At 74.4% G+C, this 22,902-nt stretch carries 16 protein-coding genes; 6 read left to right on the top strand and 10 right to left on the bottom strand.

Features of this window, described 5'->3' with window-relative positions; all coding sequences use genetic code 11:
- Positions 1-29 precede the first annotated feature (29 nt).
- Together ACTMS2_RS21390 and ACTMS2_RS21395 are read left to right on the top strand one after the other, a co-directional pair.
- The gene (locus ACTMS2_RS21390) at positions 30-1,472 is read left to right on the top strand and encodes a VWA domain-containing protein (RefSeq protein WP_441176981.1); all 1,443 of its coding nucleotides are present in this window, start codon (positions 30-32) and stop codon (positions 1,470-1,472) included.
- A gap of 6 nt (positions 1,473-1,478) precedes the next feature.
- Positions 1,479-3,215, top strand: a complete 1,737-nt coding sequence (locus ACTMS2_RS21395; protein ID WP_441176982.1) for a hypothetical protein — start codon at positions 1,479-1,481, stop codon at positions 3,213-3,215.
- Positions 3,216-3,314: 99 nt separating this feature from the next.
- Here the strand turns inward: ACTMS2_RS21395 and ACTMS2_RS21400 are convergent, their stop codons facing one another.
- The 5 genes from ACTMS2_RS21400 to ACTMS2_RS21420 form a co-directional block, all read right to left on the bottom strand.
- Positions 3,315-3,695, bottom strand: coding sequence for a VOC family protein (locus ACTMS2_RS21400; protein WP_441176983.1), 381 nt, complete (start codon positions 3,693-3,695; stop codon positions 3,315-3,317).
- 19 nt (positions 3,696-3,714) lie between these two features.
- Positions 3,715-3,960: a DUF5988 family protein gene (locus ACTMS2_RS21405; RefSeq protein WP_101409439.1), complete on the bottom strand. Its 246-nt coding sequence runs from the start codon at positions 3,958-3,960 to the stop codon at positions 3,715-3,717.
- Between the two features lie 253 nt (positions 3,961-4,213).
- Positions 4,214-4,951 (bottom strand): ABC transporter permease, encoded by a 738-nt coding sequence (locus ACTMS2_RS21410; protein ID WP_089000769.1) that lies wholly within the window; start codon positions 4,949-4,951, stop codon positions 4,214-4,216.
- Positions 4,948-5,889, bottom strand: a complete 942-nt coding sequence (locus ACTMS2_RS21415) for an ABC transporter ATP-binding protein (RefSeq protein ID WP_101409437.1) — start codon at positions 5,887-5,889, stop codon at positions 4,948-4,950. The genes ACTMS2_RS21410 and ACTMS2_RS21415 overlap by 4 nt, the downstream gene beginning before the upstream one ends.
- Positions 5,890-6,232: 343 nt before the next feature.
- Positions 6,233-6,907: an HAD-IA family hydrolase gene (locus ACTMS2_RS21420; protein ID WP_441176984.1), complete on the bottom strand. Its 675-nt coding sequence runs from the start codon at positions 6,905-6,907 to the stop codon at positions 6,233-6,235.
- Positions 6,908-7,130: 223 nt separating this feature from the next.
- On the opposite strand from ACTMS2_RS21420, the gene ACTMS2_RS21425 reads away from it, so the two are divergent.
- The gene (locus tag ACTMS2_RS21425; RefSeq protein ID WP_441176985.1) at positions 7,131-8,540 is read left to right on the top strand and encodes an acyl-CoA synthetase; all 1,410 of its coding nucleotides are present in this window, start codon (positions 7,131-7,133) and stop codon (positions 8,538-8,540) included.
- Here the strand turns inward: ACTMS2_RS21425 and ACTMS2_RS21430 are convergent.
- Positions 8,537-9,199 carry a 4'-phosphopantetheinyl transferase family protein gene (locus ACTMS2_RS21430; protein WP_441176986.1) on the bottom strand — a complete coding sequence of 221 codons (663 nt, stop codon included), beginning with the start codon at positions 9,197-9,199 and terminating at the stop codon, positions 8,537-8,539. The genes ACTMS2_RS21425 and ACTMS2_RS21430 overlap by 4 nt on opposite strands.
- Before the next feature lie 172 nt (positions 9,200-9,371).
- On the opposite strand from ACTMS2_RS21430, the gene ACTMS2_RS21435 reads away from it, so the two are divergent.
- Entirely contained in the window at positions 9,372-9,845 is a 474-nt protein-coding gene (locus ACTMS2_RS21435) for a cold-shock protein (RefSeq protein ID WP_358168420.1), read from the top strand.
- A gap of 43 nt (positions 9,846-9,888) precedes the next feature.
- On the opposite strand, the gene ACTMS2_RS21440 is transcribed toward ACTMS2_RS21435, so the two are convergent.
- Positions 9,889-11,268, bottom strand: a complete 1,380-nt coding sequence (locus ACTMS2_RS21440) for an AMP-binding protein (RefSeq protein ID WP_441176987.1) — start codon at positions 11,266-11,268, stop codon at positions 9,889-9,891.
- Between the two features lie 1,394 nt (positions 11,269-12,662).
- Between ACTMS2_RS21440 and ACTMS2_RS21445 the strand changes: the two genes are divergently transcribed.
- Positions 12,663-15,518, top strand: a complete 2,856-nt coding sequence (locus ACTMS2_RS21445; RefSeq protein ID WP_441176988.1) for an AAA family ATPase — start codon at positions 12,663-12,665, stop codon at positions 15,516-15,518.
- 757 nt (positions 15,519-16,275) lie between these two features.
- Positions 16,276-19,086 carry an AAA family ATPase gene (locus ACTMS2_RS21450; RefSeq protein ID WP_441176989.1) on the top strand — a complete coding sequence of 937 codons (2,811 nt, stop codon included), beginning with the start codon at positions 16,276-16,278 and terminating at the stop codon, positions 19,084-19,086.
- A gap of 66 nt (positions 19,087-19,152) precedes the next feature.
- Here ACTMS2_RS21450 and ACTMS2_RS21455 read toward each other — a convergent pair whose 3' ends face one another.
- From ACTMS2_RS21455 to ACTMS2_RS21465, 3 genes are all read right to left on the bottom strand, one after another.
- Positions 19,153-20,556: a glycosyltransferase gene (locus ACTMS2_RS21455; RefSeq protein WP_441176990.1), complete on the bottom strand. Its 1,404-nt coding sequence runs from the start codon at positions 20,554-20,556 to the stop codon at positions 19,153-19,155.
- Between the two features lie 375 nt (positions 20,557-20,931).
- Positions 20,932-21,771 carry an ABC transporter permease gene (locus ACTMS2_RS21460; protein ID WP_089000778.1) on the bottom strand — a complete coding sequence of 280 codons (840 nt, stop codon included), beginning with the start codon at positions 21,769-21,771 and terminating at the stop codon, positions 20,932-20,934.
- Positions 21,768-22,820 carry an ABC transporter ATP-binding protein gene (locus tag ACTMS2_RS21465; protein WP_441176991.1) on the bottom strand — a complete coding sequence of 351 codons (1,053 nt, stop codon included), beginning with the start codon at positions 22,818-22,820 and terminating at the stop codon, positions 21,768-21,770. Before ACTMS2_RS21465 ends, ACTMS2_RS21460 begins: the two co-directional genes overlap by 4 nt.
- Positions 22,821-22,902: the final 82 nt, after the last annotated feature.

The raw sequence follows: 22,902 nt of genomic DNA on the forward strand, positions 1-22,902 counted from the left end.
CCGCCGGCCCCGACGGAAAGAGGTCCCCCGTGAACGACCTGCCGCTGCGGCTGCGCGTGCACCACACCGAGTGCGTCCCCGCCGACGGGGCGGTGCTCGACGTCGTCGCCACCGTCCGGGGCGAGGAACCGGCCCACCCGGACGTCCGGCACGGCGACCTGGCCGAGGTGATCCTGCTCGACTCGTCGGGCTCGATGGGGGCGCCGCAGGCCAAGATGCGCGCCGCCCGGCAGGCCACCCTGGCGGCCGTCGACGCCCTGCCGGACGGGGTGGCGTTCGCGGTGGTGTCCGGCACCGGGCACGCCACCATGGTCTACCCGGGCGACCGGCGGCTGGCGGTAGCCGACGAGAGCACCCGCGCCGCCGCCCGCAGGGCGCTGCGGCACGTCACCCCGCACGGCGGCACGGCCATCGGCACGTGGCTGCTGCTGGCCCGCCAGCTGCTGGCGACGCGACCGGACGCGATCGGGCACGTCATCCTGCTCACGGACGGGCGCAACGAGTCCCAGCGCCCCGCCGACCTGCAGGCTGCGGTGGACGACTGCGTGGGCCGGTTCACCGTCGACTGCCGCGCCATCGGCTCCGCCGACGGCGTACACGACTGGGACGCGGCGGAGCTGCTGGGCATCGCGGAGGCGCTCGGCGCCAACCCCGTCGTGCCGGTGGAGGACCTCACCGGGCTCGCCGACGACTTCCGGGCGGTGCTGGGCCGGGCGATGTCCCGGCGGGTCCCCCACGTGCGGCTGCGCGTACGCACCACCGGGCTGGCCCGGGTCCGCTTCGTCAAGCAGGTGCACCCGGCGCTCGCCGACCTGAGCGGGCGCGGCGAGCCGGCCGGCGAGCTGTCCACCGACTACCCCGTCGGCGCGTGGAGCCCGCACGACCAGCGCGACTACCACGTCGCCCTGGAGGTCGACGCGATGGCGCCCGGGGCGCGGCGGCGCGTCGGCTGGTTGAGCGTGCACGCCGGTGCCGACGCCGCGCCCGTCGAGGCGCCGCTCACCGTGGAGTGGACCGAGGACGCCCTGCGGTACTCGGAGATCAACGAGAGCGTGGCGTACTACACCCGCCAGCAGGACTACGCGGCGGCGGTCCAGCGGGGGCTGTCGGCCGCCCGGGCGGGGCGGGTGCCGGAGGCCGAGGAGCACCTCGGGCGCGCGGTGGCGCTCGCCCACGCCACGGGCCGCGACGACGACGTCGCCCTGCTCGCCCGCGTCGTGGACGTCCTGGACGCCGCCGGGGGCCGGGTCCGGCTCAAGCCCGACGTCGACGTTCGCCTCACCCAGTCCTCCCTGGTGGTGGCCCACCAGACGTCGCGGTGGGGGCCGCAGGAGCCGCCGGCGCAGCGGGCCGCGCCGACCGGCCCGCCCGCCCCGTGGCGGCACTGCGACGAGGAGCAGACCGGCGCGTACTGCGAGGGGTGCGGCGCGCACCACCTGTCGGCCGACCGGCCCGGCGCCGGCCGGTCCTGAGCGCCGATGGACCTGGACGTCTCCGACAAGGTCGCCAGCGTCGTCAGCGGCACGGTGGCGCTCGCCACCGCGCTCGCCACCGCGGGCGTCGCCCTGCACCGCCACGCCCGGGGCCGGCGCGGCTGGTGGGCCTCGCTGCGCCCGGTCTGGCGCGGCGAGGCGGACGCCGGCATCGTCCATCCGCACCGCTTCGGGGGCTACGTCAAGCCGTTGTCCGAGGTGTACGTGCCGCGCCGGGCGGTGCCGCGGCTCACGCCGTCCGGCGACGGCGTGGACGTCGCGGACCTGCTCACCGGCGGCGGCAACGTGCTGCTGATCGGGGAGCCGGGCAGTGGCAAGACGGCGCTCGTACGCTACGAGAGCGCCCGGTCGGCGCGGCGGTGGCTGGCCGGGCGCGGCCGGCGGCGGCGCTGTCCGCCCGGGCCGGTGCTGGTGAGCCTGCCGGCGTCCGCCCTGGTGCACCAGCCGCTGCCCGCCGCGCTCGCCGAGGCGTACCCCGGGGAGGGCGCGCCGATCGACGTCGAGCGACCACCCGTCCCCGGCCGGCGGTGGCTGGTCTGCGTCGACGCGCTGGACGCCGTCGCCGACCCGGACGAGCGGGCCGTCGTCCTCAACCGCCTCGCGGAGCTGGCCCGCTCCCCCGGCCCGGCCGGTGCGCCGCGGCCCTGGCGGCTCCTGGTGACCACCCGGCACCTGGCCGAGGACGAGCTGGCCGTGCTGGGCGACGGCTACCCGGCGTACCACCTCGCGCACTTCACCGACGCCGACGTGGCGTTGCTGGCGGCCCGCTGGTTCCCCGACGGCGACGCCGCCCGCAGGTTCCTGGACTGGACGCACGCGCAGCGCATCACCGACCCGGTGCACAATCCGCTCACCGCCACCGTCGCGGTGCTGGTCTGGGAGGGTGGGCAGGCGGGGGCGGCCACGCAGCCCGGCCCGGCCGCCCTGCTCGACGAGTTCGTCCGCGCCCTGCTGCGCGGCGGCCGGGACAGCCTCGACGCCGCCTGCGAGGCGCTGCGCCGCCACCCGGCCGGGGGCGAGGCGGTCGCCGCCTGGTTGGACACCCGGCACACGGATCTGGTCGAGGTGGCGGCCACCGCCGCCGTCGCCGGGGGCGATCCGGTGGCGGCGGTCGTCGACTGGTCGGCGGCGCACGCCCCGGCTCCCCCCGCGACGGTGCTGCCCGACTGGCCCGCGCGCGTACGCCAGATCCTGCTCGCCACCGATCTCTTCCGTGCCGACCGGCACGCCCTGACCTCGGTCTGGCCCAGCCTGGTGGAGTACCTGGCGGCCGGGCCGCTCGCCCGCGACTGGCGGCCGGACGAGTGGGTGACGCTGATGAACACGGGCTCGGCGCGGTTCGTGGCGTTGCAGGCGATCAGCCGGGCGGCCGTCGCGCCGGCCTTCCTGCGCGCCCGGCTGACGCGACCCGACGGGGCGATCGCCGCGGGGCACCTGCTCGCCGGCCGGGGCACCGCCGGGGCCGGCACGCCGTCGTTCCGGGCGGACGTGCTGGCGGCGCTGCTCGCCCACTGGTCCGCCGGTCCGGACGGTCCCGCCGGCCGCGACGGCGCGCGGGAGTGCTTCTCGTTGTTGACGACGCTGGCGGCGGAGCGGGCCGACCGGGACCTGCTGCACGGGATCGCCACGGACCCGCGCCGCCCGGGGGACGTCCGCCGGGCCGCGGCGCTCTTCTTCGCCGTACGCACCCGCAACGCCCACCGGGCGCGGGTGCGGGGGTGAGGTCGGCGCGGGGGACGGTGCCAGCGAGCAGGGCCCGCGCTAGGTGCGCGGGCCCTGTCACGGTCTCGGCCCACCGCGGCGGCGGGCGTGGAAGCTCGCCTACGCCGCCCGCTGCGGACCCACGACGGCCCAGCACAGGCCGGCGGGATCGCGGAGCGTCACCTGGCGCGACGGGTCCGCCGGCGTCTCGACGCGGGCACCGGCGGCCACCGCCCGCCGCAGCACCGACTCGGGGTCCGTCCGCTCGATGGTCAGCACGTCGTCACGGCTCTCCACCGCCGACGCCGTGCCCGCCTCGTGCCACTCGCTGACGGTCAGACGGTGGCCGCCGACGGCCAGCTCCGCGTGCAGGACGCGCCCGTCGAGCAGACACTCCCGTTGGATCGCGACGGCGTCGAAGACGTCCGTGTAGAAGGCGATGGCTTCGTTCGTGTCGCTGACCGTCAGGTGCGGCCCCGGCCGGTGGTCCTGTGCCCTCATGAGACTGCTGCGCCCTTCCCTACTCGGCGATCCGGGTCCGGCCGGTCCAGCGGAAGACCACCGGAAGGTCGAGCGCCCCCGGGGCGGCGCCCCGTTCGAAGTGCTCGTACCCGCCGTAGTGCAGGACCTTGATCTTCTCCTCCGCCCTGGCCACCCGGCGGCTGCGCAGATCCGCCGGCAGGTCGACGGGGCCGCCCTCCAGGACGACGTCGATGACGCCGGCGGCGTCCCGGGTGACCGGATCAGCTTGCGAAACGTCCTTCATGGCACGACCTCCGTCGCATTCCGCACACCTTGGACGGGCCGCCGCGTGGTGCGGCGGCGTCCACACAGGTCTGACGACACCCGTTGCCGGGTGAACGGACGCTTCGCGGTCGAACGTCCTTGTCCGGTCACCGGCCGCCCGTTCTGCTCCGAACGTAATCCAGATCACATTCGCCCGACACCCTTAGGTCACCCCTAGGAACGGCCCTGGGCAGCGACGATGTCCCCCGTACCGACCACGACGGTGCGGGGGATCACTCCCAGCGGAAGAACCGGGTGGCCGCTACGGAACCGACCACGGCCGTCACCGCCAGGGCGATCAGCTGCGGCAGCTCCGGGTTCGCGCCCGCCCACGCCGCGCCGAGGGTGTCCACCGTGGCGCCCAGCGGCGAGTAGTCGGCGATGGCGGCCAGGGCGGCCGGCATCCGGTCGCGCGGCAGCCAGGCGCCGGCCAGGAAGAGCAGCGGGAAGAACAGCGCCGGGCCGATGGACTGCGCCGCCCTGGCCGACGGCGCGAGCGCCGCGATCAGCAGGCCGACGGCGAAGAGGCACGCCACCCCGAGCAGGAAGGCCAGCACGAACCCGGGCAGGTTGGCCGGTGCCGGCTGGTCCAGCAGGAACCGTACGGCGATCGCGGTGACCACCGCGCCGAGGACGCCCATCACCAGGTTGACCACCACCTGGGCCACCAGCAGGAGGCTGGGCTGCACCGGGGTGGTCGCCAGGCGGCGCAGCACCCGGCGCTCCCGGTAGATGCCGAGCGCCATCGGCAGGGTGAAGAGCGCGAGCATGCCGATGGTGAGGGCCAGAGCGAGCGACGGCAGGAAGGTCTGCTCGGCGTGCTGCCCGGTGTCGGCGGCCGTACCGGCGCGCTGCGGCAGCCCGAAGACGAGCATCAGGCCGATCGGCAGGGCGAAGACGAAGAACAACGACACCGGTTCCCGCAGGAACAGCTTCGTCTCGACGGCGATCAGCTTGGACAGGGCGCTCACGACGACCTCCCGTCGGTCGGGGACTGCGCGGCGGTCCGGCCCGAGCGGCCGGTGAGGGAGACGAACGCGTCGTCGAGGGTGGGTTGCTCGACCCGCAGCGCGTCGTAGCCGATCCCGCGCCCGTTGAGCACGGACATGACCGCCTGGAGCACGTCCTTCGTGCCGGTCACCGTCACCTCGTCGCGGTAGCGCGACACCCCCGTCACGTCGGGCGACGCGAGCAGCAGGGCGTCCTCGACGGGCTCGGCGGGACGGAAGTGCACCCGGTGCTCGGAGCCGACCCGGGTGAGCAGGCCGGCGGGGCTGTCGATGGCCACCACCCGCCCCTTGTCGATGATCGCGAGCCGGTCGCAGAGGCGTTGCGCCTCCTCCATGAAGTGGGTGACCAGCACGACGGTGACGCCCCGGTCGCGGATCCGTTCGACCAGGTCCCAGGTGTCCCGGCGGCCCTGCGGGTCCAGGCCGGTGGTCAGCTCGTCGAGGATGGCGACCTCCGGCCTGCCGACCAGCGCCAGGGCCACCGACAGGCGCTGCTTCTGCCCGCCCGAGAGCTTCTGGAAGTACGTGTTGCGCTGCTCGGCCAGGCCGAGGTCCGTCAGCAGCTCGTCGATGTCGGCCCGGTTGCGGTAGAAGGACCGGTACAGGTCCAGCGCCTCCCACACCCGCACCTTGTCGGGCAGCTGGCTCTCCTGGAGCTGGGCGCCGACGCGCTGCCGCACCTCGGTGCGGTCGCGGATCGGGTCGAGCCCGAGCACCCGGATGGTGCCGCCGTCGGCGCGGCGCAGGCCCTGCACGCACTCGACCGTGGTCGTCTTGCCGGCCCCGTTCGGGCCGAGCACGCCGAAGATCTCGCCCTGTTCCACCGTGAAGGAGACGTCGTCGACCGCGATCTTCTCGCCGTACCGTTTCTGCAGATGATCGACTTCGATGACCGGCATGGGGGGTGGTCCTCCTTCACGTGCGGGTTGCCGTCGAGAAGGGCGGGACCCCTCGGCTGATCGCGGCGTCGGCTTGCGGGAACGGGCCGGTGCCGGCCGGCACCAGGCCGACCGACGCCCGACATCATCCGGCCAACCGATGCGCCAATCAACTGATCAGTTGACAAATCGGGGGTGTCCGACCGGGAACCGGCGCGGGACAGGGGTACCGGCCGCGCACGCGCCCCGGAGGCAGGGGTGCCGACCGGTCACCGCAGGTGTCCGGTCGGCGCGGGCCCGTCACCGCCGGCCGGACGCGGGAATCGGGACACGCGGCGTCCAGACCCGGTCCGTGCGGGGCCGGTCACCGCCGGGCCGGGCAGATCGGCAGCAGCTCGTCGAGCCGGGTCAGGACGACGTCCGGGCCGGCGGCGCGCAGGGTCTCCTCGTCGGACTCGCCCCACAACGCGGCGACCGCCATCACGCCGGCCGCCCGCGCGCTGGCCAGGTCGCTGGGCGCGTCGCCGACCATCAGCGCCTCGCCCGGGCGGGCCCCGAGCAGGCGCAGCGCCCGCCGCACGATGTCGGGCGCGGGCTTCGGTCGGGGCACCTCGTCCGAGCCCACCACGTGGTCGACGAGCGGCAGCAGGTCGAGCCGGCCGAGCAGGTCCCGGGCGCGGACTCCGCTGCGGCCGGTGGCCACGGCCAGCCCGATCCCCCGCCGACGCAGCGTGCCGAGCAGCTCCGGCACCCCCTCGACCGGGGTGACGCGGTGCGCGAGGCGGTTGCTCTCCCGCACGAACGGCCCGGCCAGCGCCGCCGGCAGGCCCATCAGCTCCAGCACCTCCGGCAGGTACCGGCCGGGGTGGCGGCAGTACTCCTCGACCGGGGCCACGCCGTCGCCGACCACCTCGGCGTACGCGAGGGCGAACGCCTCCCGGGCCACGGCGAGGCTGTCGACCAGCACCCCGTCGAGGTCGAGCACGACGGCCCGCACGCCGTCGGGTGCCGCCGCCCACGGTGTCGCGTCCACGGCCACCGGTGCCACCTCCCGTCCGACGCCGCCCGCGCCCGTAGGGGTGGCAGGCCCCGGGGAGCCCCGACTACGGTCAGGACGTCGTCCCGGGCCCGCCGGCGCGGCGTACGCGCCCGGATCCGCCAGCGTCGCACCGACCCTACCGGCGTCCGGGGCGCCCGTCGTCCGGTGCCGGCGCGGCAGGCCGCGCCGGCCCGGGTCCGAGCCGCTGGAGAGGGATCGCACCATGCCGCTGCTGAGCTGGCTGACGAAGGGCACCGACGAACGCCCGGGCGCCGTCCGGGTCGACGACCGCGCGGTGTCCTGGGTGGAGCTGCGCCGCCTGGCCGCCGCGGTGGCCGACGAGCTGCACGGCGTCGACCGGGTCGCCATCGAGGCCACCGCGACCCTGGAGACAGTGGTCGGAGTGGTCGGCGCGCTCACCGCCGGAGCGGCGGTCGTACCGGTCCCGCCGGACGCCGGTCCGATGGAGCGCGACCACATCCTGCGCGACTCGGGGTCGACGGCGCTGCTGGTCCCGGCCGGCGCGGCGCGCGGCGCCGAGGGCGCTGGCCGGACGGTCGTGTCCGTCGACCTGACCCGCCGGTCGGACACCGTCCACCCGGAACCGGACCCGGCCCGCACCGCGGTGATCCTCTACACCAGCGGCACCACCGGCGCCCCGAAGGGCGCCGTGATCTCCCGCCGCGCGGTCGCCGCCTGCCTGGACGGGCTGGCCGACGCCTGGGCGTGGACGCCGGACGACCTGCTGGTGCACGGCCTGCCGCTGTTCCACGTGCACGGGCTGGTGCTCGGCGTGCTCGGGCCGCTGCGGCTGGGCAGCGGGCTGCACCACGTGGGCCGCCCGCGTCCCGACCGGTACGCCGCCGCCACCGGCTCGATGTACTTCGGCGTGCCGACCGTCTGGTCCCGCATCGCCGCCGACCCGGACGCGGCACGGGCGCTGCGCCCGGCGCGGCTGCTCGTCTCGGGCAGCGCGGCGCTGCCGGCCGCCGTCTTCGCGGACCTCGCCGCCCTCACCGGCCACCGGGTCGTCGAGCGGTACGGGATGACCGAGACCCTGATCACGGTGAGCGCCCGGGCGGACGGCCCGCGTCGGCCGGGCACCGTCGGGCTGCCGCTGCCGGGCGTGCGTACGCGGCTCGTCGACGACGACGGCGCCGTCCTGCCCGCCGACGGGGCGGCCATGGGCGAGCTCCAGGTCGCCGGCCCCACCCTGTTCGACGGCTACCTCAACCGCCCGGACGCCGACGCGGCCAGCCGCACCCCGGACGGCTGGTTCCGCACCGGGGACGTCGCCACCGTCGACCCGGACGGCTGGCACCGGATCGTCGGCCGGGCGTCCACCGACCTGATCAAGAGCGGCGGCTACCGGATCGGCGCCGGCGAGGTGGAGGACGCCCTCCTGGCGCACCCCGGTGTCCGCGAGGCCGCCGTGGTGGGCGTCCCGCACCCCGACCTCGGCCAGCAGGTCACCGCGTACGTGGTGGGCGACGGGGTGGACGGCGCCGAGCTGATCGACTTCGTGGCCCGGCACCTGTCGGCGCACAAGCGGCCACGCGAGGTACGCCTGGTCGACGCGCTGCCCCGCAACGCCCTCGGCAAGGTGCAGAAGAGCAGGCTGACGGCGGGCTAGGGGCGCGCGGCCGGGATGCTGATCGCGGTGGCGAGCAGTCCCCGCTCGACGAGGAACCTGCCGGCGAAGGCCGTCACCGGGGTCCCGCCGAGCACGGGGCCGGGCACCAGCAGCCGGGCCTCGAACGTGCCGGCCGGATCGATCACGATGTCCGCCTCGGAGAAGTCCAGCCACCGGCCGGTGAGCGGGAACCACGCCTTGTACACCGACTCCTTCGCGCTGAACAGCAGGCGGTCCCAGCAGACGGTGGGGCGGGCCGCCGACAGCGCGACGGTGCGCGTCCGCTCCGCCGGCAGGGCGATCGCGTCGAGCACCCCCTCGGGCAGCGGCGCGTGCGGCTCGGCGTCCACGCCGAGGGTGGCGAACGCCGACGTACGGCCGAGGACCGCCGCCCGGTAGCCGTCGCAGTGCGTCATACTGCCGACCACCCCGCCCGGCCAGACCGGGGCGCCCCGGGCGCCGGAGACGATCGGCGCCGGGTCGAACCCCAGCTCACCGAGGGCAAGCCGGGCGCAGTGCCGCACGGTCGTGAACTCCCGGCGGCGCTTCTCCACCGACCGGGCCACCAGCGCCTCCTCCTCGGGGAACAGGGTCAGGCCGGTGGGGTCAGTGAAGGCTTCGGCCACCGCCACGGCGGGAGGCAGGATCTGCTCGATCACGTCCGCCGATGCTAGGCGGTGCGGCGACCCTCGCCGCCCCGGCGTCGGCGGTACGGTGCACCATAGGGGTCGGGTACGGGTGCCGGGCCGCGCAGGTGGCTGCCAGTCTGGGGCGGCCCCGGTCCCACGGGCGGGGCACGCGGATTTTGGGTCGGACGGATGCGGGAAAGCGATGCTCACTGGCAAGGTGGTGCGGTTCGACGAGGTGCGGGGCTACGGGTTCATCGCCCCGGACGACGGCAGCGACGACGTGTTCGTGCACGCGAACATGCTGGACGGCGACAAGTGGGCGTTGACGCCCGGCGTCCCGGTGGAGTATGAGGCGGTGGGGACCGACCGCGGCCCCAAGGCCGTGCTGGTGCGGGTGGTCGGCGCGGTCGCGGAGCGCAACGGGACGGCCGGCGCGGTGGCGCCCTCCCGGGCCGGCGTGGCGGTCACCGGCGCGCGCGGCAGGGACAGCGGACACGCCGCCGGCGGGGCCGAGGACGACGAGGGCCTCTGCGACGTGCTCTCCGAGCGGGCCTTCTACGCCGAGACCACCGAGGCGCTGGTGACGTCCGTGTCGGATCTGACCGGGGCGCAGATCGTGGCCGTACGCGCCCGCATGCTGGACCTCGCCCGGCGGCACGGCTGGGTGGAGGGCTGACCGCGGCGGCCGACGGGGTGGACGCCCGCCCGACGCGGTCGGCTCAGCCGGCGGCGATCAGCAGGGACTTCCTGATCCGGCCGTGCGCGCTGCGCGGCAGCTCGTCGACGAAGTGCACCCGCCGGGGTCGTTGACAGGCCGAGAGGTACCGGCCGACGTGGTCGATGAGCACCTGCGCGGTCAGCCCCTCCGCGACGACGTACGCGGTGACCTGCTCGCCGAGCGCGTGGTGCGGCGTGCCGACGACGGCCGCCTCCCGGACCCCGGGATGGCTCAGCAGCGCCTCCTCGATCTGCCCGGCGTGCATCCGCCGGCCCCGGCTGTGCACCACGTCGAGCCCGCACCGCCCGATGATCCGGTACGAGCCGTCGGCGGCCACGCTGGCCAGGTCGCCGGTGGCGTGCCAGCGCCCGGCCGGAAAGCCCTGGCCGGCCCCGACGTAGCCGCTGAACAGCGTCGGGCCGCAGACGCTCAGCTCGCCGACCGACTCACCGTCGGCCGGCACCGGCCGGGCCTCGCGGTCCAGCACCCGGGTCTGCACGCCGGGCAGGGGGGTGCCGACGCCGCCGGCGGCGGTGCGGTCGTCGGCCCGCCCGGTCAGGGCGATGAGCGTCTCCGTGGTGCCGTACGCCTGCACCGGTGAGTGCGAGGTCAGCAGCCGGAGGCGCTCGGCCACGGCGGAGGGCAGGGGGGCGTCGGCGGAGATCAGGACGCGCGCCGCGGCCAGCGACCGGGCCCACCGGCTGTTCAGTGCGATCCTCGCCCACTGTTCGGGCATCGCCAGGTACATGGTGCCGACCGGTCCCGCGGCGGCGTGGCGGTCGAGGTGGACGAAGCGGCTGCCGACCCGCAGCGCGCCGAGCAGGCCGACGACCAGGCCGTACGCCCGGAAGAGCGGCGCGCCCTGGACCACCACGTCGTCCTCGCACCACCGCCACGCCTGGGTCAGCAGGTCGAGGTCGGCGGCGATGGCGCGACGCGAGATGCGTACGCCGCGCGGCGGCCCGCCGGCGCCGCCGGTGTAGAGGATGACCGCGTCGGTGCCGGGCGACGGCTCGGGGTGCCGCGTCGACGAGCGCTGGCGCAGGTCGACCGGGACCGTGGGCAGCCGGTGGGTGTCGGGCAGGTCCCGGCCGAGGAACAGTGTCGCCCCGGACTGCCGAAGGATGCGGCGCCGCTCGCGCTCGTCGGCATCGGGCGGCAGCGGCACGAGCGGGACGCCCGCGTGGAGGGCGCCGAGCATGCCGACCACCGTCTCCAGGGTCGGCGTGCCGTCGACCGCGACGGCATCCGCGCCCCGGATCCGGTCGGCGACGGCGGTGACGCAGCCGAGCAGGGCCTCGCTGGAGAGCGTACGGTCGGCCACCCGCACCGCGTCGGCCCGATCCGCGCCGAATCCCCGCAGCGCCGGCAGCAGTGTCATCTCCGCTATCCCCTGCGGAGGGCGTCAACGAGTCGCGGCAGCGGCTGGGACATCACGACGGCCACAGAGCCCTTCAGGTCATGGGACCGGCACGGCCCCATATCCGGCTATCCCGATGTTGGAAACGGGTGCCCCGAAATTAGGCCGGGCAATCGTCCGGCACAACCCCTAGCCACCGCGCCCCGGTCCCCTGCCGGGGCCGACGGCCCAGGTAGGACAGGATTTCGCTCCGGCTCCGGGGACGGCCGGAGCGGCCACCCTTTCCGGCCTCCGCCACTATGGACGGACTACGGTGCCGCAGCATCTGCGGACATTGAATAACAGAATCGGCCGCGACCTCTCCGGGCAACACCCCGAACATGGCATGACATTGACGTCTATCATTCATACTCAAACACTTTCCGGTAGCGGCCCCGCACCGGCGCCCCCCATCGGGGACCCTGGGCCGCATAATTCTTTTTTAACAACATAATCGTTGAATTTCCCAAACGTCCGAATCGGCGGCCGCCCGCGCGACTCGCGGCACACCCGATCCACCACCCCACCCCCCGGCAGTCCGCGGTCGCACTTCGGGGCACCCGATGCTTCACTCCGCAACAATTTCGGGAATCCTCGCCAATTTCGGCCGCCAGACCCGGGCGGAACGTCCCGGCGGCGGGCCGGCCCGGCGGAGCCGACACGCCGGCGGCAGCCGCCCGGACGTGCGACGCACCCGCCCCGGGCCGGGCGCGCACCCCGGGCGCCGGCCGCACCAACCCTGAGTTGAGCAGCACCTACGCGCTGGCCTCGGCAGTTGCGTCCCAGTGACCGGGACCGGGATCGCCGACCTCATCGACACTGCACGATTCCCCATGTCGACGGGCGGACAGCTCGCGGCCGCGCCGGGGCGGCGGGCGACGCCGCAAACCGGACACACCTAGCACGCGAAACCGCGCCGGCCAATCGCCGAGCGGGCCAGAAAGGCGCAACCAATGGGTCACGAGAGCGCTCTGTCACGTTGCGACGCCACCCGGCGACTTTCCGTTGTCGACCGACGCCGAAGGCGCGCTCGGGCCGGCGCTGGCCCGCAACCGATGTTTGCCCATCCTTTACAAACCTTGGCTTGCCGCCCAATTGCCGAACTGCCATACTCCCACCATCACGGTGGTCGATAGGGGGAGGCCGACCCGAGAGGCTGGGGAATTATCGCCGAGGTCGACAAGGGCGCGACTCGAAGTCGCCGGCCGGTCAAGTCGATCGATGTTTGCCAGCCATGTTCGATGGTCGTCTATATTTGCTAATAATGGATTGGGTCAAGAATTGCCGGTCTCCGATTTCGTCGAGCTCCCGGGCCGCGCAGGTCGGGCGGCCCGTTCGGTGACCGCGGACCGCGCGCTCCCTCGGAGGCCACGGCGATGGAGCTGACCGAGCGGTCGTGCCAGCTGAGCCTGCTGGAAGGCCGGCTCGCGGACCTGTTCCGGGGTGGGAACGCGTCGACGAACCGGACGGTGACCGTGCTGACCGGTCCGGTCGGCGTCGGTAAGACCACGCTGTTGCAGACCTTCGCCCGGCGGGCCTGTGACTCCGGAGCACGCGTCCTCGGCGCGAGTGCGTCCCGCGCCGAACGCACCGTGCCGCTGGAAGTCGTCCGACAACTCGTCCGGGCGGCGCCGTTGAGCGGGGCCGGCACCCCGGACACCCTGGCCCGGCTGGAGCGGCTGCTGGACGAGGGCGCCCTCGCCTGGGCGGACGCCGACGACACCGACGACGAGGGCACGGCTCTGACCACCGCCGCCATCGGTGGCGCCCTGCTCGAGATGACCACGCGGGAACCGCTGGTCATCGCCGTCGACGACGTCCACCACGCCGACGTGCCGTCGCTGCGCTGCCTCGACTACGTGGCCCGGAGGATCTCCGGCCTGCCCGTGCTGATCGTCCTGACCGAGGCGCCGCGTACCAGGCCGTGGCGGCCGGACGTGCACGCCGAACTGCTGCAACCCGCGAGGCTGCACCGCATCCGGCTGCCGCTGCTCAGCCCCGACGGCACGTTCCATCTGCTCGCCCAGCGGCTCGGCGTCCCGGTCGCCCGGACCATCGCCGCGGAGAGCCACCGGATCAGCGGGGGCAATCCCCTGCTGCTCCAGGCGCTCGCCGAGGACCAGGCCGTGGCAACCCGCCCCGCCGACCACCCCGCCGTCGGCGAGTCGTTCCGGGAGGCGGTGCTGAGCTGCCTGTACCGCTGCGACCATCTGGTGCTCAACGCCGCCCGGGTGCTCGCCGTGACCGGCGAACCGCTGCACGGCAACCTGCTGCCGCAACTCGTCGACGCCCGGTCGCGGGCCGCGCTGGGCGCGATCGACGACTCGACCAGTGCCGGGCTGATCACCGAGCAGGGGTTGCGCCACCCGGCGGTGAGCCAGGCGGTGATCGACGGGACGACCGCCGAGGAACGCGCACGGCTGCACCTGGAGGCGGCCTGCCTGCTGCACGACGACGGCGCGGCGCCGGCCCGGGTCGCGCCGCACCTGGTCGGGATCGACGAGCTGGCCGAGCCCTGGATGGCGCAGACCCTGCTGGACGCCGGCGAGCAGGCGCTGCTCGACGGCGAGGTGGAGACCGCCCTGCGGTACCTGCGCCGTGCGCACCGGGGCTGCGCCGGCGAATGCCTGCGGGCCCGGATCCGTTCCGCGCTGGCCCGTGCCGAGTGGCGGCTCGACCCGCAGGCCGCGCTCCCCCACCTCATCGGCGTCGTCAGCGCCATCCGTGCCGGGCACCTCGGCAGCCAGCAGGCCGCCGGCCCCATCCAGTACCTCCTCTGGCACGGTGAGATCGAGGAGGCCGCCGCGCTGGTCAACCACCTCAGCGAACGGGCGGACAGCGCCGACCCGCGGTCCGCCGCCGAACTGCTCATCATCACGGGCTGGATGTCGACCCTCTACCCCGGCGTGATGGTCGACCGTCCCGCCCCCACCACGGCCGTACGGGACCCCCTGACGCTGGCCAAGGTCAAGCGCGGGGTCGAGGGGGCCACCCTGTTGTCGGCCGTCCTCGACCGTGGTGACGTCGGCGCGGTCGAGCAGGCCGAGCGGACGCTGTCGACCACCGGGCTCGACGACGAACGCAACATGTGGACCGCCGTCTGCGCCCTCATCGCCATCATCTACGCGGATCGCCTGGACCTCGCCGACGACTGGTGCGACCGGCTGGGCCGCGATCCCGCCGCCCCGCGCTACCCCACCCCGTCGGCCATGCTCACGGCCCTGCGGGCGACCGTCGCCGGACGCCTCGGCGACCTCTCCCGAGCCGACAAGCTGGCCGACGAGGCGCTGGGGCAGCTCTCGCCCAAGGGCTGGGGCGTGGTGATCGGGATACCGCTGGCGGTGCGGATCCGGGCCCTCACCTTCATGGACCAGCTCGACGCGGCGGCGGCCTGCCTCCAGACGCCGGTCCCGCCGGCGATGTTCGAGACGCCGATCGGGCTGCACTATTTGCAGGCCCGCGGAATGCACGCCCTCGCCGCGGGCAGCCCGGAGGCCGCACTGGCCGACTTCCAGCTCTGCGGGCAGCTCATGAACCGCTGGCGGCTCGACTTCTCCGGCCTCATCCCCTGGCGCACCGAGTCCGCCCGGGCGTTGCTGCGGATGGGCCGCCGTCAACAGGCCAGCCGGCTGGTCCGCGACGAGTTGGCCCGGCTGCGGCCCGTCCACGTCCGGTACCGGGCCGCCGCCCTGCGGGTCCTGGCCGCCACCGAGGACGGGCCGGACCGGATCCCGCACCTGCGCAGCGCCGTGCGGCTGTTGCGGCAGTGCGGCGACCGGATGGAGCTGGCGCACAACCTGGCCGACCTCGGCCACGCCTACCAGCAGGCCGGCGACCGGCGGCAGGCCCGCGTGGCGTCGCGCTCGGCCCGGGAACTCGCCGAGGAGTGCGGCATCCCGATGCTGCGGTTCGGCATCTCCGCCAGGAGCGGCGCGGCCGAGGGCCGCCGCGACACGACGGTCGTGGTGCACGGGCTGACCGACGCGGAGTCCAAGGTGGCGGCCCTGGTCGCCCAGGGCCACACCAACCGCGAGATCGCCGAGAAGCTCTTCCTGACGGTCAGCGCGATCGAGCAGCGGCTGACCCGCATCTACCGGAAGCTGGACGTCAACTCACGCAGCGAGCTGGCCAGCCGGCTGCGGATGAGCCGGCCCGGCGCGACGCTGCTGGATCCGCCGCCGCGCGGCTCGCTCGACCCGGAGCGCCGGCCTCCCGGCCCTCGGCTGCGCTGAGGCACCCCGGCGTTCGACCCCGGCCGTCGGCCTGACACCGCGGCGGCCGCCGTCGCCGGCTGCCCAAAGCTGCGACCCAGACCGTCGGCTCGACGCCGCGGCCCTCACCGTCGGTCCGGCGCCGCGGCACTCACCGTCGGCCGCCGCTGACCCTCCACACCGGACTGTCGGTCGTCGCCGATTGTTCACCGTGGATCGGGTCGGCGTTCACCTGCCGTTCATCCCTGGCGCCGTCGGCGCGTACGCCCTTCTGCCGGCCGCCTGACGCCCGGCCGGGCGACGCCCGACAGCCTTCGCCGCGACCGTCGCCGCGCGTCCACCTCCCACCACTGTCCGTGCCGACGGGGGTGCGTGGGGAAGCCCGGTGTGACACCATCAGGCTGCACACCCGACACCAGCCCCTCACGGAGTGTCCACCTCCCCCGTCGGGCCGGCGCCGACACCCCTCAGTGCGATTCGCGCAACCCCTATATGCGTTCGAGGGCCGCAGGTTTGTGCGCGAAACGGTGGGGTCCCGCGCCCGTTGTCGCACACCCGCGCCGGTGCCAGACTCGCCTGAACACGCGGACCGTACGGCGAAAACCCCGGTCCGGCGAAAGATTTCCAGGTCCACCCGGCACGGCGGCCCGGTGCGCTCCACCCCTACCCGGCACACGCGGGTGCAGGGGCGGCTGTCCGGCAAGGGGGAGGCGGCGTCGACAGCACCGGGGTTCCCGGTCCGTCGCCGCGTACGAGAAGGGCTGACACGCTGGTGTTGGTGCAGCAAGAGGAACAGACGACCCGTCTCCGGCGCGCGTTCCGGGCCTGTGAGGACCAGCAGCGCGGCCACGTCGCGCTGGTCACCGGCGCCGTGGGAAGCGGCAAGACGAGCCTGCTGGAGTCGTTCAGCGAGTGGGCGGCGGGTGCCGGCGGGCAGGTGATGAGCGCCGCGGGCTCCCGGGCGGAGCGCGGGCTGCACCTGGGGGTCGTCGGCCAGCTATTCCACAGTGCACGGCTCGCGCCGCAGGAGGCGGCCCGGATCGAGAAGCTGATGCGGGACGCCACCTTCGCCGTACCGCTGCCCGAGCCCGGCGGCGAGGCGGCCGACGGCGACCGGGCCTGGGCGCCGCTGCTGCACGGGCTCTTCGCCGCCCTGCTCGACCTGACCAACGCCGGTCCCCTGGTCCTCGCCGTCGACGACGTGCACCACGCGGACCCGGCCTCGCTGCACTGCCTCCTCTACGTGGCCCGCCGGCTGCGCCACGCCCGCATCATGCTCGTGCTCGCCGAGGCGTCGACGCTGCGTCCGCCGCACCCGCTGTTCCGGGCCGAACTGCTCAGCCAGCCGCACTTCTCCCGGATCGGCCTGCCGCCGCTGACCGTGGAGGCGGTCGCCCGGCTCGCCGGCGGCGACGCCGACGACGCCGACGCCCGCAGGACGGCGGAGCGGTGCGTACGGATGACCGGCGGCAACCCGCTGCTCACCCGGGCGCTGCTCGAGGAGCGGGCCGGCGGCGGGCTGAGCGACGACTACGGCCAGGCCGTCGGTGACGCGTTCGACCAGGCCGTGCTCGGTTGTCTCTACCGGCACGAGCCGGGCGTACGCCGGGTGGCCCAGGCACTGGCGGTGCTCAACCGGCCGGCGCCGGTCGACCTGCTCGGTCACCTCCTCGACGTGGTGCCCGAGTCCACGGTCCCGGCGGTGCGGGTGTTGCGTACCTCGGGGTTGATGGAGTCCGACGAGCTGCGCCACCCGCGCATCCTGCGCTCGATCCTGGGCGACATGTCGGCCGACGAACGGCGCAGCCTGCACCAGCGGGCCGCCGAGGTGCTGCACGAGCACGGCGCGGAGCCGAGCGTGGTGGCCGAGCACCTGGTGGCCGCCGGCACGGCGGGTGCCCCCTGGATGGTGCCCGTGCTCCAGGACGCCGCCGGGCACGCGTTGGCGTCGGGCCGGCCCGACGTGGCCGCCGCCTGCCTGCGGCTGGTCTCCCGGGCGTCGGTGGACGAGCAGCAGCGGACCGCCACCACCGAGATGCTGGTCAGCGCGCGTTGGCAGATCAACCCGTTGACGGTGAACGGGCAGCTGACCGAGCTCGTGGAGACGGCACGGGCCGCCGGCTGGTCCACCGACGCGGGCCTGTCCGCCGTGCCCTACCTGCTCTGGCAGGGCCGGGTGGACGAGGCCACCGAGGCGGTCACGGCCTTCCCGTCCGACGAGGAGAACGGCTCCCTGCCCGGTCGCCTGCGGATGATGCAGCTGCTGGTCTCGCTCTCCCACCCGGACCACCTGGCCAGCGTGCGGGAGACCCCGAGCACCTGGAGCCGGGCGGCGAGCGCGCCGACCGCGATCAGCCCGCTGCTCCAGGCGGTGACGGTGCTCGGCACCGCGCTGACGCCGGCCGCGGACAACGACACCGTGGCGACCGCCGAGCAGCTCCTCCAGCGCCACCACACGGACGACGGGGCGCTGGGCCTGCTGACCGCTCCCCTGCTCGCGCTGCTCTGGACGGGTCGCTCCGACCGGGCCGCGGTCTGGGGGGACGTGCTGCTCGGCCGGCCGGCGGCCCAGCACGCGCCGGGGTGGCGGGCCGTCATCCGGGCGATCCGGGCGGAGGCGGCGCTGCGGATCGGCGACCTGCCGGGCGCCGAACACCACGCCCGCGCGGCCCTGGAGGACATGCCCGCCCCCGCCTGGGGGGTGGCGGTCGCCGGCCCGCTGGCCACGCTGGTCGCCTGCGCGACCGAGTCGGGCCGGTTCTCCGAGGCCGACCGGTGGCTCGCCCACCCGGTCCCGCCCGGCATGTTCCGCACCCCGCTGGGCCTGCACTACCTGGCCGCCCGCGCCCGGCACCACCTCGCCGTACGGCGGCCGCACGCCGCCACCACCGACCTGCGGCGCTGCGGCGAACTCATGCGCGCCTGGGGCATCGACGCGGCCGGGCTGGTGCCGTGGCGGCTGGAGCTGGCCCGGGTGCAGCTCAGCGTCGGCAACAAGACGCAGGCCACGCAGCTTCTCCAGGAGCAGCTGCGGGTGCCGCACGGGGTCGACGACCGGACCCGGGGCCGCACGCTGCGCCTGCTCGCCACCACCGCCGCCCAGGACCACCGGCGCAAGCTGCTCTCCGAGGCGGTCAACCTGCTCCAGTCCAGCGGCGACCGGCTGGAACTCGTCCGGGCCCTCGGCGACACCGGCCAGACGTTGCAACGCGCCGGGGACTCGGCCCGCGCCCGCCTGCTCGTGCGGCGGGCCTACCAGCTCGCCCAGGACTGCGGGGCGTCGGTGCTGGCCCAGCGGCTGATCCGCCGGGAGCCGGGCAGCGGGCTGCCGGCGTACCCGGCCGCCGCCGAGTTGCAGGAGCCGGACGACGGTCTGAGCGACGCCGAACGCCGGGTCGCCGCGCTGGCCGCGCAGGGGCACACCAACCGGCAGATCTCCAGCAAGCTCTTCATCACGGTGAGCACGGTCGAGCAGCACCTGACCCGGGTCTACCGCAAGCTGGACGTCAAGCGCCGTACCGACCTGCCGTCCCGGCTCGTCGCGTACGCGGAGGCGTTGGCCGACGAGACCCAGGGCGCCGCGTCCTGACGGGCGTTGAAGGGGGCGCGGTGGCAGCAGACCACCGCGCCCCTTCGGCGTACGGCAGCCAGAAGCTCAGCCGACGGCCAGGCCGGCGGGCGGGCGGGCGGCCGCGGCGTCGCGGTGCCGCAGCACGAGGTCGGCGGCGGCGGTGACCCCGCCGGCCTGGCGCATCCGCCGGCTCCACAGCCGCGCCCGCGCCCGGAACGTCTCCTCGCCCAGCAGTCGTCCGAGCTTGGCCAGGACGTCCTCGACGTTCAGCGAATCGGCGCGCTCGACGGCGAGCGCCACCCCGCTGTCGACCGCCCGCACCGCGCCGTCGGGGCAGTCCAGCCAGAACGGCATCACCAGCTGCGGTACGGCGAAGTGGACGGCCTCGTGGATGGCGTTGGCGGCGCCGTGGTTGAAGAAGACCCGCACGTGCGGGTGGGCCAGCACCCGCAGCTGCGACGGCAGCCACGCCTCCACCCGCAGGTTGGCCGGCAGCCGTCGCGCCGACGGGAGGAGGTGCCGTTGGCGTGCGGGCACCTTCCACAGCACGGCGTGTTCGGGCCCGAGCCGCTCGGCGACCTCGACGATCGCGTCCACCTGCCCCTGCGACAGTCGCATGATGGTGCCGAACCCGACGTAGACCACCGAGGGGTGCTCGTCGAGCCACCCCATCAGCTCGTCGTCGTCGGCCGGCGACAGCTCGCGGGGCACCACGGGGCCGAGCATCCGCAGCTTCTCCGGGGCGGTGGCGAACGGGTACTCGAAGCCGAACACCGTGTACGCCATGAGGGCCTCGGCGGCCTCGACGTAGCCCGCCGGGCGCATCTCCGGGTTGGGGATGCCGGCCGCCTTCCGGCTGGCCACGGCGGCGAGGCTGCGGCGGAGCCGCTGCGGCTCCATCAGCGCCCGCACCAGCCGGTTACGGAAGCCGGTGTTGGCCGCCTGCTGCCGGGGCGTCATCTGCTGCGGCAGTCCCGAGAACGGAGCGGGGTAGCGCGGCGGCAGCTGCTCCTGGAGGAAGTTGGACGGCGGCAGCGAGATGCTGACCACGTAGGGCAGCCGCCGCGTCTGTGCGGCGTCCATCGCCCAGCTGGCGAGGCTGTCGACCACGGCCACCGCCGGGCCGACCTCGTCGATGATGTCCAGGCAGCGGCGGTAGAGCTGCTGCACGTGGTCGTAGTCGGTGCTGACGTCGAGGTAGCGGGCGAAGCTGGTCGCACGGTCGCCGGTGGTCAGCGCCCGGTAGGTGGCGTCGTCCCAGGTGTCCGGTGACGACTGTGGCCGGGCCGGGCCGAGCGAGACGAAGGTGACCTCACCCGGCCCACGCAGCCCCTCGACGTCTGCCCGGCGATCCTCGGTCGACGCGAACCAGACGTTCCCGACTCCCCGGGCCTTCAACTCGCCCACGATGGTGAGCAACGGGTTGAACATCCCCGCGCTGTTGTAGGCGACGACCAGCACCGCTCGGTCGCGGTCGTTTCCGGTCATGTGCACCGTCCGCCACTCCTTCCCGCCTGTGCGGCGACCTGCGCCGTCCGACCCTGGAGTACGCCGCACCGGCGGGCTGTTCGTGGAGCCGGCCAGTCAGCGGCAGGGCCAGTCATCGATCTTTATCGATTCGGCGACGTTCGGCGGTCCCCTGACACAGGGCCGGTCACTCCGGGACAGTCGGGCCCAGGAACTACCGCCGTCTATGCAGCCTGCCACGGTTGGCGCGACGACGCTCGCGGAGAATGGGGTTTTCTGCCGATTGACGTGACGCCCGAAACCACGACGCCGATGGCCCGGGCCGCGTGAGCGGCCCGGGCCATCGGCGTTCGGGTGGTACGACGGACGGGAAGGTCTGGCGTCGGTCCTGGTCGGTCAGTCCATGGCGCGGCGCATGAAGCCACGCATGCCGATCGCCGAGAACACCACGAAGACCCCGGTGAGGACGCACATGCACAGCCAGAGCGGCAGCGACTCGACCCCGGGCGGGCCGACGAGCGACCGGGTCGCCTCGCTGATGTAGGTGAGCGGGTTGAGCGAGCAGATCACCTGGTACCAGCGCAGCGAGTCCAGGCCGAGCAGCGGGAACTGGGTCGCGCCGGTGAACATGATCGGGGTCATCACCACGGTGAACATGATCTGGATGTGCTGCGTCGGCACCAGCGTGCCGAAGGCGAGGCCGACCGCCGCACCGACCAGCGCGCCGATCGCCAACACCCCGACCACCTTGAGCACGACCGCCCAGGGCCAGGTGACACCGAGCATGAGCATGCCGACCGGGATCAGCACCACACCGGCGATCAGGCCGCGGATGCCACCGAAGACGATCTTCTCCAGGGCCACCAGCGGAATCGCCATGGGCGACAGGAGGCGGTCCTCGATCTCCCGGGTGAAGGAGAAGTCCATCATCATCGGCAGCGCGGTGTTCTCCAGCCCGATCAGGAAGGCGTTCAGCGCGATGACGCCGGGCAGCAGCACGTTGGAGAAGTCGTCGCTGGCATAGCCCAGATCGCTGAGCACCTTGCCGAAGATCAGCAGCATGAACAGCGGCTGGATGAAGACCTGGAGCAGGAAGCCGACCAGCTCACGGCCGGTGACGAACAGGTCCCGCGAGAGCACCGCGCGGAACGTGGCGAACTGGTCCAGCGCGCTCACCGGCGGCGGCGCCGCGGCCGACGAGGGCGCGGACGGGGGGGCGGGGGCGGCGACGCTCACCGAAGTTCCCTTCCGGTCAGGTGGATGAAGACATCTTCCAGGCTGGGCTGGCCGATGTTGAGGTCACGAACCTCGCAGCCCAGGTCGGCGAGGATCTTCATCGCCATCGGGATGGCGTTGGCCGGCTGACCGCTGGTGTAGACCCGGAAGGAGAGCGGGGCGTCCGGATCAACGGGCGCGTCGGGGGCCGGCGCGGGCATCGGCATCGCCGGCATGCCGGGGAACGCCGGCGCGGCGACGGGCGCCGGGGCGGTCATCTTGAAGTGCTCCACCTGCTCCACGTCCGGGATCGCGTCGAGCGCGGCCCGCACCTCCTCGGCGGGGGCGCCGGGGGTCACCACCAGGGTCAGGGTGCTGCTGCCCGGCAGCGTGCGGGTCAGCGCGGACGGGGTGTCCAGGGTGAGCAGCTTGCCGTGGTCGACGATGCCGACGCGGTCGCAGAGCTTCTCCGCCTCGTCCATGTCGTGCGTGGTGACCACCACGGTCACCCCGGCCCGCTTCAGCTCGGCGATCCGGTCGTGCACGAAGAGCCGGGACTGCGGGTCCAGGCCCGCGGACGGCTCGTCGAGGAAGAGCACCCGGGGCGAGTGCATCAGCGCGCGGGCGATCATCGTGCGCTGGGCGAGGCCGCCGGACAGGAAGTCGGTACGGTGGTTCGCGAAGTCCTTGAGCCCCATCTGATCCAGCAGCTCGTCCGCCCGCCGGATGCGCTCCGCCCGGGGCACGCGGTGGTACGCCGCGTGGAACAGCAGGTTCTGCCGGACGGTCAGCGCCCGGTCCAGGTTCACCCGCTGCGGTACGACCGCCAGCAACTGCCGCGCGACCGCGGGCGCGCCGATCACGTCGGCGCCGCACACCCGGGCCCGGCCCGAGGTGGCCCGCACCCGTGTGGTCAGCACCCCGATCGTCGTCGTCTTGCCGGCGCCGTTCGGCCCTAGCAGGCCGAAGACCTCACCGGCGCCGACGGAGAAACTCAGTCCGTCCACCGCCGGTGGCATGTTGGGCTGGTACCGCTTGACCAGCTCCGTGACCACCACTGCCTCGTCCACGTCGTCATGCTCCGTCCTGAAACATCGGTCCGATAGATGTGGGTGCGCCGATAGGGGGCGCTAGGGGCACGCCAGGGGCGGC

This window comes from Micromonospora sp. SD12 (assembly GCF_052068495.1).
Lineage (GTDB): Bacteria > Actinomycetota > Actinomycetes > Mycobacteriales > Micromonosporaceae > Micromonospora > Micromonospora echinofusca.